Consider the following 14,425-nt stretch of genomic DNA (forward strand, 5'->3'; position numbering starts at 1 on the left):
CGGATAAAGTACCGTCTCTTCATTGGCTGTACTATAGTTTAGCGAAATTGGGAGGGTGGTATGACAGTAAAAGAAATGGTCGAGTTGGCGTAAAAGCACTCTGGAAGGGGTGGTTGAAATTAGCAGACATGGTCGAATCTGCCGAATTGTTAATATCAATTCAGCAGACAGAAAAGTTGTGATCAAGAGACAGGGATGTAGGTAAGGGGCGTGAGCAGGACGCGGAAGCTTTGCTCGGTTTTTACTTATTCTTACATGGATGTAAGCCAGTAGAATAAAGCAGGAGCAGTTATCGAGCCCACTAGGTTACAAACTTCGCGCCGCGATTAAATCGCCCCTAGATTGAACAAATTTTAATCCTGAAAGGTCAACAGGCCCTTACGGACGTGCTTTAAACCAATTAAGTAAATCTTTAAATTGATCATCACGCGCACTTGGGTGGGTAAGCATATTAATATGATCGTAATCAAAATTATGCCCGTGTTTACGACCGTAAATTCGCATTTGTTGAATGCCAGGCCCAGATTCGTCCATAAATTTTTGAATATCGATTGGTTGAGCTAGTGCTTTGTCTTTTACCGCAGCAATATGAAGCGTTGGCGGTAAATGCAGGCTGTTTAGCGCTTTTGCATAATCAAAATTATCATCAGAATCTATCCATGGCTTCTTTTTAGCCCATTGCATACTTTGATAATGCGACTTTTGAGTTTCGTTATCGCTTCCCCACTTATAGCCCTTAGCATTTAAATAACCATGTTTTTTAGCAAGTAAAGGCGCCATAAAATACCAAATTAAATTGGCTTGTAATAGTTTTTGAGGATGATTATTAAATAAAGAACGCTTAGAGCCAAAATACACACACGCTTTTACATCATTAATATATTGAGGGAAACGTGCAAACGCGCTGTTCATTAATACTCCGCCCCAAGAGTGAGCAACCCAGTAGTCAGGCTTCTTGCCTTCAATCAACTCTATTTGCTTAATAAACGCTGGAATATCTTCTAAAATGGCTTCAGTTTGCCCGTACTTAGCGTCACTTGAAATAACCGGTTTACTATCACCTCGGCCACGTAAATCGGCCACATAACATCTATATCCATGCTCAGCCAAAAAAGGGGCAAGTCCTTTATTCGAATGGGTATAAAAAATTTTACCGTTTTCTACAGCTCCATGCATAAAAAATACGACAGGCCCTTGCTGATTTTCATCGCTAATACGGCGTAAATGAAGTGTTTGTTGATCAGCTAAGTTAATAATTATTGATTGCTGAGAAATCGTCACAGTTATTCCTTTTTATTATTTTCAACTCATCCTACCAGTAATATTAAATATACCAAAGGAAATGTCTGCACTTTACTCATCAGCATTTGTTACAATCACTACATCATATCTGTTGTTAAAATGAAGCCATGAAAGAAAATAAAGCACGTTCAAAATTACACCCTCGTAACCTACATAAAAATGGGTACGACTTCGATTTATTAACAACAGAGCACCCTGCTCTACTGCCCTTTGTTATAACAACACCTGCAGGTACTAAAAGCATTGATTTTAGTGATAACAAAGCCGTTAAAACACTAAATCAAGCTCTTTTAAAAGCACATTATAATATTGATTTTTGGGATATTCCCGAGCACAACTTATGTCCACCTATACCTGGGCGTGTTGACTACATTCATTACTTAGCCGACTTATTAAGTGATGATAATCAACAACAAATACCTTTAGGTAAGCAAATTAAAGTACTTGATATTGGTACTGGCGCTAATTTAGTTTACCCGCTTACTGGTACAAGTGAATATAAGTGGCATTTTACAGGGACTGATATTGATGCAACCTCAGTAAAAATAGCAAAGCAAATTGCTCAGTTTAATGGTTTAAAAATAACCCTAAAACAACAAAAAAACGCATCACATATTTTTAAAGGCGTTATAAATCAAAAGGATTTATTCCATTTAACACTTTGTAATCCTCCGTTTCATGCCAGTGAAGAAGAAGCGACTAAAGGTAGTGAACGTAAATGGAAAAACTTAGGCAAAACACCAAGTAACGCGCTTAACTTTGGTGGCCATAATAATGAATTATGGTGCGAAGGCGGTGAAGTACAGTTTATCTCTAATATGATTAAAGAAAGCGAAGACTTTGCAGAGCAAGTACTGTGGTTTACGTCGTTAGTATCCAAAAAAGATAATATTGCAGCCCTTGAAGAAGTATTAAAAGCCCACCCAATAGCACAATATAAAATAGTTGATATGGCACAAGGTCAAAAAATTAGCCGCTTTATTGCATGGAGCTACTTTGATAAAGAAACTCGTGAACAAATTTGTAGCGAGCTGGCTTAGTACCAATTTTATTAAAAACAATAAAAAGGATAAGGCAATCATGATAGATTTTCGCTCTGATACAGTTACAAAACCAACAAACACAATGCGCGATATTATGTACAACGCACCGGTTGGTGACGATGTATATGGCGATGATGAAAGCGTTAACCAACTAGAAGCTTATGCGTGTAAGCGTTTTAACTTTGAAGCCGCACTTTATTGTAGCTCAGGTACACAAGCCAACTTACTTGCAATAATGGCGCATTGTGAGCGAGGTGACGAATACATTTGTGGCCAAAATGCGCATAACTATAAGTTTGAGGGCGGCGGTGCAGCTGTTTTAGGGTCTGTGCAACCACAGCCTATCGAAAACGATGCTGATGGCAGTATACCTTTTAGTAAAATATCGGCGGCTATAAAACCAGACGATTGCCATTTTGCAAAAACGCGATTGCTTAGTTTAGAAAATACCATTGGCGGAAAGGTGCTGCCTCTTGAGTACTTAGCCCAAGCTCGTGACTTTGTTAACACACATAATCTAGCGCTGCACTTAGACGGCGCACGAGCATTTAATGCCGCAGTTGAGCTAAATGTTGATATCACTGAAATTACAAAACACTTTGATTCAGTTTCTATTTGTTTATCTAAAGGCTTGGGAGCGCCCGTAGGCTCTTTATTAATAGGCTCACCAGCACTTATTAATAAAGCAAGACGATGGAGAAAAGTACTTGGTGGCGGTATGCGCCAAGCCGGAATGCTTGCAGCCGCTGGGCAGTTTGCACTTGAGCACAATATAGAGCGCTTAAAAGACGATCATGCAAATGCACGTTATTTGGCTCAACAATTAAGTGAAATCAGTGGCTTTACTGTCGATATGAGTAACACCACTAATATGGTTTACGCAACATACACTAACAGTATAAACATTGAAGAGATTGCTGAGGCACTTAAACAACAAGGTATATTATTTAGCCCAAGCAAGCAGCTTAGGCTAGTAACGCATTTAGATATTACGCGCGAAGATATTGATACATTTTTAAATGCTTTGTCGGCCCATATTTAACGCGGCTTTATAATGTTTGCGGCATACCGAAACATATCGGTCATTGCCGCCAATTTCTACTTGGTTACCATCGGCTATTGCTTCACCATTTTCATCGGTACGAAGTACATGGTTAGCTTTACGCCCGCAGTGGCATACAGTTTTAAGCTCAACTAACTTATCAGCCCACGCAAGTAAGTATTGCGACCCTATAAATAGCTCGCCTCTAAAGTCATTACGCAGGCCATAACACAATACCGGTATACCAAGTTCATCAACCACATCGGTTAATTGCATTACTTGTTCTTTTGATAAAAATTGACACTCGTCAACTAATACACAATGGCGTTTTTTATCATTGTTGAGTGATTGAATAAGATCAAAAACATCTTTGCTAGCATCAAATACATGCGCATCAGCTTGCAAGCCAATACGAGACGATACTTTACCCACGCCTTGTCTATCATCAATGGCCGCAGTAAGGATGACAGGTTCCATGCCACGTTCTTTATAGTTAAATGCAGATTGTAATAACGTGGTTGATTTACCTGCGTTCATTGCAGAGTAGTAAAAGTATAATTGAGCCATTGCGGTGCCATTTTATAAAAAGTGCGCTTATGCTACCTTAATATTAAATTAATACCAATTTACAAACGCGAATTTAATGAGGTTATTTAGGTGTTTGTAAGTATTTAATATACACAGGTGCACTTTCAAATTTTGATAACCATTGCCACATTTGCAAGCTTAGAGTGCTATTTTCTTCGTAGAATTTTTTTGAAAAAATAAGGTAACCATGGCTGGTTTCGTACGGTGGGTAAATAGGTTTAACATTTTTACTTTTATAAGGGTAACTCGACACTTTTAAGCCATCTACTTGGCATAGATCGACACTCGCCTGCACCACGCCCTTATCTAGCAACTCAAAAGCTTTGCTCTTAGAGAACGTATTATGAATAAAAAATGGTTCTTCTTTTAACGCGCTATTTAGCCCATAGCCATTAGGAATAGCTATCGTAAATGCTTTATTTTGAAATACTTCGCGAGTCTCCCATTCTTTATGAAATTTATAACGCCCTATAAGGCAGCTACCAAATTCACTTACTGCATACTCTTCTTGTAACTTACCTTGTTCATCAACAGGGTAAACAGCAACATTTTCTCGTCCTGTGCGGTAACTTGCAATAACAGCATTCACTCGATTAAATTCTAAATCGTTTAAGCATCTACGCCATGGCTTTCTAACAAATTTAATCTCAACACCATCAATCGCTTTATCTAATAAGCTTAAAACCTCCACTGAGGCCTCAGGTTGATCAATAGGTATAGCCTTATCAACACCTAAAAATAGTGGTGCTGCGTTTTTATCTTCATAACAAAAAAGTAATTCTTTGGCCGTAACGCCATTGCAAAACACAATACACTTCAAAACAAAAATATAAAGTAACGTTCTAATTTTCATAGTGATTTTTATTTATAAACTAAATCTACAGTGTAGTATGTAGTACTAAACATACAAAATATTCGTTAAATTAATTTACATTAATCCTTCGTGTTTCAGCAACCATAGTTTTCTATCAAGCCCACCTGCATAACCCGTTAACTTTGCATTTGCGCCAATAATTCGGTGACAAGGCACTATAATACTGATCGGGTTTTTACCATTAGCAGCACCTACCGCCCTCACTGCTTTTGGGTTATTGAGTTGGTTTGCAATATAACCGTATGTTTGCGACTGTCCAAAAGGTACCGTTAATAATGCTTGCCATACACTGTGCTGAAATACCGTACCGCTTGTATCAAGTGGTACATCAAAAGTAGTGCGACTTTTTGCAAAATACTCTTTTAACTGCGCAGCGCAAATAAGCACCGCCTTGTTAGTGACTTGCTCAAATGGCGTATAAGGGTGTTCAACTGGTGGATAAAACCCAACATAACTCACGCCTTTTTCGGTCGCTTGAATAATTATGTCGTCTATTGGGCTCGAAATTGATGTTTGAATTATCATTATAATTGCTGCCAAAGTTGAAAAGTTAAGTAAGATCGAAAAGGAGCGCAATTAGCAGGCTCAAACGGGTTTGCCGCTGCTTGTGCTTTTTTAACACCTAAATCACCATCAAGTAATATATCGGGTTGGCTTTGTCCTCGCAGCTTTGCATAATTTACTGTCCAAGGGCCAATTCCTTTTAAGCTAAGCCATTCATCTAAATCGTCATTTTCAGGATTTAGTGCACAAAAATGGGCTAAATTGTGCAGTGCATTTTTGCGTGCTTGTGGCATTTTAAAAAAAGCAAAATCACTATCAGCAACAATTTTAGCTGTGGGGAAGTAAACAGCATCACCCTCTTTTTCGCCTAATTCATCAACTAACTTTGTTACTAAATTATGCGCCGCAGTAACACTGACTTGTTGTCCAAGTACTGCCCTTATCCCTGCTTCAAAACTTGACCAAATCCCCGGAAGCCTGAGCCCTTCACACACTGTAAATGCATTATTTATATTAGCGCTTAAATGCATTTGAATTAAATTAATATCGGCGTCTAAATCAAGCACACGGCGTATATTATTTATAACAGGTTGTAAGTACGACGTATTATCTATATTGATAGACACACTAAAGTGGTTTTTACTCGCTATAAATTCAGCGGTAAAACTTCCTTTATATTGCTCACTTGCAAAAGTACGTCCGTAGCTCGTTTGCGTTATCCACTCCATTGGCTTTATCAAACGCCTTTGCAAAAAGCCCTGCAAAGCAGGCCAATTATAAGGCGGCCTAAATGGTAACGTTAATGTGAGTGTTGACGTTGGTTTTTTATCGCTACTACGTAGCTTCGAGGGAGCTATATTTAACTGCTGTAAAAATGCATCATTAAAGCGCCTAATGCTTTTAAAGCCTGCGGAAAACGCTATTTCGGTAAGGGGTAAATGTGTTTCTTGAATCAGCTTTTTAGCAAAGTGACATTGGTTAAATAATCGATATTGCGTAATCGACACACCAAAATACTGCTTAAACAACTGTCTTAAATAACGACTACTTACACCTAAACGAGCTGCTAATTTTTCGCAGTCGTACTCGTCATTTTGATCTATTAACTGTTTTGCTCTAAGTGCAGTCGTTTTTGTACCCTGCCATGCTGCGCTGCCAGGGGCACTATCAGGCCTGCAACGAATACAGGGTCTAAAACCGTCTTGCGCCGCGTTATGGGCAAACTGATAATAAACAACGTTTTTTTCGTGAGCCGTTGGTGCAGGGCAAATAGGTCTGCAATAAATACCGGTACTTTTTACCGCTACGTAAAAAAGCCCGTCAAAACGAGGATCGCGGCTCTGACGTGCTTTTTGCCAATGTGAATTATCCATAAGCGGCTCTATAAATTAACCTTATAGAGCCTAGCTTATACAAAAAAATTCACATTACTAGCCATATTCGGCACTCAACCAATAGCCAATAAATAACGCCTTTGTACTTCTTGCCAATTAATCACATTATAAAAAGCGGCAATATAGTCAGGACGCTTATTTTGATACTTCAAGTAATAGGCATGCTCCCATACATCAAGTCCCAAAATAGGGATATTCCCGTGCATTAAAGGGCTATCTTGATTAGCGCTATTTTGTATAATCAGCTTTTTATCTGGCGTGACACATAACCATGCCCAGCCACTACCAAATTGGCTAATTGCCGCGGCTGTAAATTCCTCTTTAAACTTATCAAAACCGCCTAGTTGCTCATTTATAGCCTGAGCCACAATACCTTCAGGTTTACCGCCTCCTTGTGGGCTCATTACTTGCCAAAATAAGCTGTGATTAAAATGCCCTCCTACATGCTCTTGTACTGCTTTTTGCAGATTACTAGGCAGGCTGTTTATTCCCTTAAGTAATTTTTCAACATTTACGTTTTCATACTCAGTATCTGCTAAAGCAGCATTGGCTTTATTGATATACGTTTGATGATGCAGTGTGTGGTGAATATGCATCGTTTTACTGTCAATATGAGGTTCTAATGCATCGTATTCATAATCTAGTTTAGGTAAAGTAAACGTCATAAATAGTCCTTTTTAGTGCAATTGTTTATTTGAAGGTGTGTTTGAGCTTAAACAAAAATTAACTTGCTCAATCAGTTCTGGAAGAGAAGGGTACCGGCGTGCAAATGACACAAGTTCAGAGGAAGTTTTAATGTAATGATGCTTACTCACTTTTTGTATATCGTAATGAGTATGCTTTGTTAAAGAACAAAGCGTTAGGTGTATTTCGCATAGCCATTTACATGCATTTTCTGGCTGCTGCATAGCTATATAGGTATCAGCTAAATTATGCGACGCAACAACAAGTGCGGGTATACAATGCTCAATAGCATAAATGGCATTGTTATTAATCTGAGCATATAAAAACTGCTGAAGGAGATGATCCGCAAGCGTTTTGGCTAATAAGTATTTATCGCGTGCTTCGAGTAAAGCACCCTGCTCAAATGCATAATTGCCTTGCATTATGTTCGACTGCCAAGGGCTTAATGCTTGCTCAAGATAGAGTAGATCTGGGTGGGGCTGTTTTTGACCTGAGATCATATAATCATCTGCACATTTAATTATTGAGTGTGTATTTAACTTACACACCCAACAACCCAAATGCAAATGATTTTCATTAACTATTTGGCGAAATCTAATAATTCCTGCCCTGCTAAGCGATATATAATCCATTCGTTTTGAGGCTTTGCGCCAATACTGTTGTAAAAATCGATAGCGGGTTTATTCCAATCAAGCACCACCCATTCAAAACGACCACAGTTATTACTAATCGCCTTATTAGCTAAGTGCTTCATAATGGCTTTGCCTGCACCATTGCCACGACTATCTGGGCTTACATATAAATCCTCAAGGTATAGGCCATTTTTACCTAACCAAGTAGAGTAATTATAAAAATATACTGCAAAACCAATTGGCTCATCGCCCTCTAAACAAATTATGCTGTGGGCTGTTGCCCCTTCGCTAAACAAAGTATCTAAAATTGCTTGTTCATCGGTTTTTACCGCATCCGGTTCTTTTTCGTATATGGCAAGTTCGGTAATAAAGTGCAAAATTGTTTTTGCGTCACTTGGTTTTGCATCACGTATTATAACGGGTTGGCTCATTGTATTTTTACCTTAAATATACTGCTCTAATTTATCTTTTAAAATATCTAATTGAATAGGTTTACTCAAATAATCATCCATTCCAGCTGTAATACAACGCTCTTTATCGGAGTCCATTGCATTAGCGGTGATAGCAATAATTCTAATATTTTTGTGTTGTTCACCCGCTAATCCTTTGCGAATAGCCGCGGTTGAAGCAAAACCATCCATAACAGGCATTTGGCAATCCATAAGTACTAACTTAAAGAACCCTGAATCGTGAGCTTTTAATATATCAATTGCCAGTTGACCATTCCCGGCAATCGTAACATCACAATTAAGCTTTTTGAGCATTAATTTAGCCACCTGTTGGTTAATGGGATTATCTTCTACCAATAATATTTGAGAAGACTCCTGTACCTTTTCTTTTTTGAGTGACGAAATATAACCTGACGTAACGAGTGGAAGCGCTTCTCCTGCTCCATTACTCGTAATAACGGACAGTGCAGAAATTAAATCAGCGGTGGTTACTGGTTTAGGGAAATATGCCTGAAAACCAGCATCAGAATAGCGCTGCGCGCCTTCCATACCAGCAATACTAGTCATCATTACAAGTGGCATTGATTTATAATGTTCATGTGCTTTTAATGCTTTACAAAGCTCTATGCCATCCATTCCTGGCATTTGCATATCAAGCACTGCAATATCATACATGCAATTTTCGCTTTTATATTGCTGCGCACACATATCAAGTGCTTGGTGTGCGTCACATGCCAGAACAACTTTCGCGCCCCAGTGTTCAAGCTGCTGTAAAATTACTATTCTATTTGTTTCGTTATCATCAACAACTAAAACAGTTAATTCTTCCATATTAATATTAGGAATATAACGTTCTTTTTGATCTCCCGGTGTTAGCATTATAGAGGCAGTAAAGGTGCTTCCTTTACCTGCTTCGCTAGTGACAGAAATAGCTCCTCCCATTAACTCGCAAAGTTGTTTACAGATGGCAAGCCCTAAGCCACTGCCCCCGTACTCACGCGTTGTTGATGCATCTACTTGAGAAAACGGAGTAAATAATTGCTGTTGTTTGTCTTCACTTATTCCTATGCCTGAGTCTTTTACACTTACAACAAATTCTAAACCTTGAACCACTTTATTAATTTTCGCACTTACCACAACCTCGCCTTTAGCCGTAAACTTAACGGCGTTACTCAGTAAATTAGTAAGTACTTGGCGAATTCGCCCGGGGTCACCGCATAATTGCGAAGGCTCCAAGGCTAACAAATCTAAAATTATTTCAATGCCTTTGTCTTGAGCAGTAAATGCTTGCGCGGCAGCAACTTCGCCAATTAAATCTCGTCCATTAAAGTTAATCTCTTCAAGTTCGATTTTACCAGCCTCGGCTTTAGAAAAATCTAAAATATCGTTAATCACGGCTAATAAAGAATGTGCGCTTGTTTTGGCAATGTCTACTTTTGTCTCTATTGGCTTAGGTAATGATTCTAATTGAACAAGCTCTAGCATACCGAGCACACCATTCATTGGCGTTCTTATTTCGTGGCTCATAGTTGCTAAGAATTGACTCTTAGCAAGCGCTGCATCTTCAGCCTTAACAAGCGCTACTTTTAACTCCTCACTGATTACTTTACGCTGCTGAGAAACTAAAGAGCTTCCCACTAAAGTAGCTAATGATCGAAGATACGTTTCTTCGCTTTGCGTCCAATTGTGGTGCTCGCCTACCGTTTCAGCACACAAAATACCTAAATTACCATCGCCAGTTGCTATCACTGCATCAAGCATCGATTTAATATTTAGTGGTTTTGCATACGCTTCTATAAAATCAGCAGTTGCTGGGTGCGTATAAACATCATCAATAGCTACTAAGTTTTGCTTATAAATGGCGTTATAATATTCAGGGTAGTCTTTAGCAGTTAAAACAGCATTTGTATCTACAAAACCTTGCCCTTTAATGTATAAACTATGACATGTCATCACATCTCGTTTATCGTTAAAAATCCATACCGAAGCGCGAGCAATATCTAGCACTTCACACATAGATTTAACTGCTAACTTTTTAACTTGTTCTACATTACTGTTTTGTACTTCAGGGGCAACAGTAAGTGCGGCTAAATTTTTGTTATACCTGTTTGTTTTTTCGCTTTCGAGTTCAAGTCGCTTATGCGCATCAATACTTTGAAACGAGCCAAAAACACGTATGCATTTTCCATCTCTAAGCTCTGCTTGGCCCATTGATTTAACCCAACGCTCCTGCCCCGAATAAGTTAAAATAATAAGCTCAACACTCCAACTTTCACCTAAAGTCACAGCGCATTCAAACAAGGTACTTATAGTGTCTCGGTGTATTCCTGGTTTATAAAAATCAATTGCGGTATCTATGCTAGGCTCATAACCCTCTGGTACCTCATGAATAACTTTAACTTCATCAGACCAATAAAGCGTATGCGCCTCTAAGTCAATTTCCCATGCGCCAATCTGACCTTGCTTACTCATTGATTCGAGTAAATTTTGCTGACGATTTATTTCTAATTGAGTATTGTAACGATCCGTAATATCTAAAATAAACCCATCTAAATACAATATGTTGCCATCATCTGCGTAAATCGCTTGGCCTTTTTCGTTTACCCAATGCAAGGAACCATCGCGAGCTGTAATTCTATACTCAACAGACCATGGTTGCTTGGCGCCGACACAGCTTAATATTTCAGCTTTTATTTTTGTAGAATCGTCTTTGCATATTAAATCAAAAAAGTTAATGGCTTCGCTATGTATCAACTCATCAGGCGAATAGCCTGTTATTTCACTCGCTTGGTCGCTCATATAAAGCATGCTTAATTTGTCATCAAATTTACATCGATAAATAATGCCCGGTATATTTGATACTAAAGATGCAAACCTATCTCGACTTCCTTGCAGTTCATGCTGTGTAGATTTTTGATCAGATATATCTAAATGCGTACCTATCATACGTTTTGGAGAGCCATCGGTATTCCACTCAACTATTTTTGCAGTATCGAGAACCCAGATCCAATCTCCATTTTTATGCTTCATGCGGGCTTCGCTAACATAATAGTCAGTCTCGCCGGCAAAATACGCTTGAAGTTTTCTCTCCGATATAGCTAAATCATCAGGGTGAGCAAAGGTATACCAAGTATCTATAGTGCATGGTTCAAGCTCGCTGAGTTTGTAACCTATAATCTCGGCCCAGCGATTATTAAATGTCACTTTTTTAGAATCGATATACCAATCCCAAATACCCACGGCTGTTGAGTCAATCACTAGTTGTAACTGTGTTTTGTGCTGTTCAAGCTCCAACTCTTGTAATTTAAGTGCTGAAATGTCGGTACGAATAGCGATATAGTTTTGTGGTTTACCGTTTTCATCTAAAAATGGCACGATGGTCGTATCTACCCAATAAAAATCACCATTTTTAGCTTTGTTACATATTTGCCCGTTCCATATGTCGCCATGTTTAAGGGTTTTATACATATTTTTAAAAAATTCTTTTTCGTGTTTTCCCGAATTTAAAAGGCGATGGTTTTCGCCTATTAATTCATGCTCATCAAAACCACTAATCTCACAAAATTTCTTATTTACAAAAGTGATAGTGCCATGCAAATCGGTTACAGCAACAATTGCATGTTCATCTAATGCGCTTTTTTGTTCAGCTAATTGTTTTAATGCAATTTGAAGTGCCGAACGTTGTTTTTGCAATATACTTTGTTGCTCTGCTTTTACGTCCACTAACTTACGAAGACCTAATGAAAGCTGATTAAACTCTATACTGTCGTTTATTATTGGAACTTTAACCAAATCGCCTTTTGTAATATTTTCAACAATTTTAGCTAAGTCAATTAAAGGCTGAGAAAGCCGGCGACCAAACCACCAAGACAGCGTTAATATAAGCAATAACGCCCCCGTATTAGTCAATACAGCAAGCTGCTTATAATAATTGGCGCCTTGTAGTGCGACTTCTTTTGGTTTTGATACGAGTAGCTGCCAGCCAGATTCATTTAAAAACTCTAATGAATTAATATACCCATATAAAGTGACTTCATTCTTATCACTATAAGTAAAAACACGTTGTGTTGGTGATCCGTTTTGAGAGAAAAATAGTGGTTGGGTATCGTCTGAATTATTACTTTTTTGAATTTTATTTTTGTACATAACATAAAATGTTATGTCTTTATTAGCAGCGTGTATTTTACTTAAATTATTTAATAAGCCGTTTAAATTTATATCTGCGATCAATATTGTTTGTAACTTATTTTCATCATTTAATACCGGCAAGCCAATAATATGATAGTCGCGCCCTGAGGCAGTCATTGACTGAAACTGAATCTTGCCTGTATTTTTAATACCTGTGCGTATGTCGTCAAAGCGCTGCTCTTTAATAACATCAAAAAAAGGTGATAAAGGTCGTGAGTTAACAAGGTTTATATCTATAAGCTCTACATGATTAACGAAGTCATACTGCTCAACAAATTGATTTATTAATTTTTGTTTTTTAGCAGAGCTAATATCAAGTTGTGACCTAAGCAAATATAAATCTTTAACATGGTCTGCAAACCAAATATCAGCAAATTGCTTGCCTATATTATTAAGTTCGTTAAGTTCGGTGTCTGCATTTTGTTTAAGGGTGCGATTTACGTGTTCAAGACTAAACCACGTAAGTATACAAAGTGGCACTAAAGCTATAATTATAAAGGTTATAATTAACTTACTTCGAACAGATTGTCCTTTACCTGTTAATTCACCAAAGTTTAAACCTTTGTCCATGCTTAATACCCAGCAGCTTTTAATCATTTAATATTACTTACATTAATGCACTAAATATATAAAGACGCAAGTTTTGAGCCGTAAACTCCTTAAAAAATCGACATTTAGCGCGACAAACTTAAATTTACGCATTTAAGAAAATACGCCTTTATCATTAACTTAAAATTACGTTCATGTACGCGACAACTTCTGTAGCTGTTTTAAACCACCCATGATATAAGCAATATTCAGTCAATGTATTTGAAGGGATTATGGCAATGGCGCACGATCATTCACATAGTCATGTAGACGAAAACCAAAGTAATAAGCAGCTCACCGTTGCAGTTTTTATTAATGTATTACTAACCATAGCCCAAGTTATTGGTGGGTTATTTTCGGGCAGTTTGTCACTGATAGCAGATGCACTTCACAACTTAAGTGATGCCGCCGCTATATTTATAGCCTTGATTGCACGAAAAATCGGTAATAAACCAGCTGATGACACTCATCACTTTGGCTATAAACGCGCTGAAATACTCGCCACTCTTTTTAATAGCAGTACACTAATAATAATTGGTGTGTATTTAATTTTTGAATCAATTTCGAGTTATTTAAACCCTCAACCAATTAATGGTTGGATAGTTGTGTGGGTGGCCGCAATAGCGTTAGTGATTGATTTAGCAACAGCGTATTTAACCTATCGAGCTGGTGCAAATCACAGTATAAATATAAAAGCAGCCTTCATTCATAACGTATCAGATGCAATGGCATCTATTGTGGTAATCATTGCTGGCACCTTAATTATTTTATATCAATGGTATATTGTTGATTTAATCGCCACTGTACTTATTTCTATGTATGTAATTTATCATGGCATTTTACTTTTAAAACAAAGCTGCAAAGTTTTAATGCAAGCAGCGCCTGACAACATCGACACACACGCAATATCGGATGCTATTAGTAGTAAATTTAATATCGAATCGGTAACCAGTATTAAGCTTTGGCAATTAGACGATAAAGAAAGCTACTGCGAGCTTATTATTAGCACTCAGCAAGCAATTAATTTGCAAGCCATAAAAATATTCTTACACGATAATTATAGTATCGAAAATTGCATAATAGAAATCCAACCAAATACATCACTATTTAATTGAAAACAGCTCGTATTATCATTTA

Annotated in this window: 12 protein-coding genes and 1 pseudogene; 4 read left to right on the forward strand and 9 right to left on the reverse strand. The window is 37.8% G+C overall.

The annotated features are described in order from the left end of the window. Positions 1-182 (forward strand): annotated as a pseudogene (locus BW142_RS05565) (IS4 family transposase); the annotation flags it as partial. A 196-nt stretch (positions 183-378) separates the two neighbouring features. Here BW142_RS05565 and BW142_RS05570 read toward each other — a convergent pair. Then, positions 379-1,281 (reverse strand): alpha/beta fold hydrolase, encoded by a 903-nt coding sequence (locus BW142_RS05570; RefSeq protein WP_076924189.1) that lies wholly within the window; start codon positions 1,279-1,281, stop codon positions 379-381. Between the two features lie 128 nt (positions 1,282-1,409). On the opposite strand from BW142_RS05570, the gene rlmF reads away from it, so the two are divergent. After that, on the forward strand, positions 1,410-2,342 hold the full coding sequence (gene rlmF / locus BW142_RS05575) for a 23S rRNA (adenine(1618)-N(6))-methyltransferase RlmF (RefSeq protein ID WP_076924190.1): 933 nt from the start codon (positions 1,410-1,412) through the stop codon (positions 2,340-2,342). 40 nt (positions 2,343-2,382) lie between these two features. Continuing rightward, positions 2,383-3,387, forward strand: coding sequence for a low-specificity L-threonine aldolase (gene ltaE / locus BW142_RS05580; protein ID WP_076924191.1), 1,005 nt, complete (start codon positions 2,383-2,385; stop codon positions 3,385-3,387). On the opposite strand, the gene BW142_RS05585 is transcribed toward ltaE, so the two are convergent. From BW142_RS05585 to BW142_RS05620, 8 genes are all read right to left on the reverse strand, one after another. Next, positions 3,361-3,954 (reverse strand): thymidine kinase, encoded by a 594-nt coding sequence (locus tag BW142_RS05585; RefSeq protein ID WP_007582344.1) that lies wholly within the window; start codon positions 3,952-3,954, stop codon positions 3,361-3,363. The genes ltaE and BW142_RS05585 overlap by 27 nt on opposite strands. 82 nt (positions 3,955-4,036) lie before the next feature. Then, positions 4,037-4,828, reverse strand: a complete 792-nt coding sequence (locus tag BW142_RS05590; protein WP_076924192.1) for an amino acid ABC transporter substrate-binding protein — start codon at positions 4,826-4,828, stop codon at positions 4,037-4,039. A 75-nt stretch (positions 4,829-4,903) separates the two neighbouring features. Further along, positions 4,904-5,374 carry a methylated-DNA--[protein]-cysteine S-methyltransferase gene (locus BW142_RS05595; RefSeq protein ID WP_076924193.1) on the reverse strand — a complete coding sequence of 157 codons (471 nt, stop codon included), beginning with the start codon at positions 5,372-5,374 and terminating at the stop codon, positions 4,904-4,906. Continuing rightward, positions 5,374-6,726 (reverse strand): AlkA N-terminal domain-containing protein, encoded by a 1,353-nt coding sequence (locus BW142_RS05600; protein WP_076924194.1) that lies wholly within the window; start codon positions 6,724-6,726, stop codon positions 5,374-5,376. Before BW142_RS05600 ends, BW142_RS05595 begins: the two co-directional genes overlap by 1 nt. Positions 6,727-6,800: 74 nt before the next feature. Beyond that, entirely contained in the window at positions 6,801-7,412 is a 612-nt protein-coding gene (locus tag BW142_RS05605) for a superoxide dismutase (protein ID WP_076924195.1), read from the reverse strand. A 12-nt stretch (positions 7,413-7,424) separates the two neighbouring features. Next, a complete protein-coding gene (locus tag BW142_RS05610) occupies positions 7,425-7,931 on the reverse strand; it encodes a hypothetical protein (RefSeq protein WP_076924366.1) in 507 nt (168 codons plus the stop codon). A gap of 80 nt (positions 7,932-8,011) precedes the next feature. Continuing rightward, positions 8,012-8,494, reverse strand: coding sequence for a GNAT family N-acetyltransferase (locus tag BW142_RS05615; protein ID WP_076924196.1), 483 nt, complete (start codon positions 8,492-8,494; stop codon positions 8,012-8,014). Between the two features lie 12 nt (positions 8,495-8,506). Continuing rightward, a complete protein-coding gene (locus BW142_RS05620) occupies positions 8,507-13,270 on the reverse strand; it encodes a PAS domain-containing protein (RefSeq protein ID WP_076924367.1) in 4,764 nt (1,587 codons plus the stop codon). A gap of 257 nt (positions 13,271-13,527) precedes the next feature. Here BW142_RS05620 and BW142_RS05625 point away from each other — a divergent pair, with 257 nt between their 5' ends. Further along, a complete protein-coding gene (locus tag BW142_RS05625; protein ID WP_076924368.1) occupies positions 13,528-14,403 on the forward strand; it encodes a cation diffusion facilitator family transporter in 876 nt (291 codons plus the stop codon). Positions 14,404-14,425: the final 22 nt, after the last annotated feature.

The sequence above is a fragment of the Pseudoalteromonas sp. EB27 genome (assembly GCF_001974875.1).
Classification (GTDB): domain Bacteria; phylum Pseudomonadota; class Gammaproteobacteria; order Enterobacterales; family Alteromonadaceae; genus Pseudoalteromonas.

What these genes read in the sequence shown, in the direction of transcription:
- BW142_RS05615 (WP_076924196.1), bottom strand. Translation starts at nt 8,494, where the DNA reads ATGAGCCAACCCGTTATAATACGTGATGCAAAACCAAGTGACGCAAAA.
- ltaE (WP_076924191.1), top strand. Translation starts at nt 2,383, where the DNA reads ATGATAGATTTTCGCTCTGATACAGTTACAAAACCAACAAACACAATG.
- BW142_RS05605 (WP_076924195.1), bottom strand. Translation starts at nt 7,412, where the DNA reads ATGACGTTTACTTTACCTAAACTAGATTATGAATACGATGCATTAGAA.
- BW142_RS05600 (WP_076924194.1), bottom strand. Translation starts at nt 6,726, where the DNA reads ATGGATAATTCACATTGGCAAAAAGCACGTCAGAGCCGCGATCCTCGT.
- BW142_RS05595 (WP_076924193.1), bottom strand. Translation starts at nt 5,374, where the DNA reads ATGATAATTCAAACATCAATTTCGAGCCCAATAGACGACATAATTATT.
- BW142_RS05590 (WP_076924192.1), bottom strand. Translation starts at nt 4,828, where the DNA reads ATGAAAATTAGAACGTTACTTTATATTTTTGTTTTGAAGTGTATTGTG.
- rlmF (WP_076924190.1), top strand. Translation starts at nt 1,410, where the DNA reads ATGAAAGAAAATAAAGCACGTTCAAAATTACACCCTCGTAACCTACAT.
- BW142_RS05585 (WP_007582344.1), bottom strand. Translation starts at nt 3,954, where the DNA reads ATGGCTCAATTATACTTTTACTACTCTGCAATGAACGCAGGTAAATCA.
- BW142_RS05610 (WP_076924366.1), bottom strand. Translation starts at nt 7,931, where the DNA reads ATGATCTCAGGTCAAAAACAGCCCCACCCAGATCTACTCTATCTTGAG.
- BW142_RS05625 (WP_076924368.1), top strand. Translation starts at nt 13,528, where the DNA reads ATGGCGCACGATCATTCACATAGTCATGTAGACGAAAACCAAAGTAAT.
- BW142_RS05620 (WP_076924367.1), bottom strand. Translation starts at nt 13,270, where the DNA reads ATGGACAAAGGTTTAAACTTTGGTGAATTAACAGGTAAAGGACAATCT.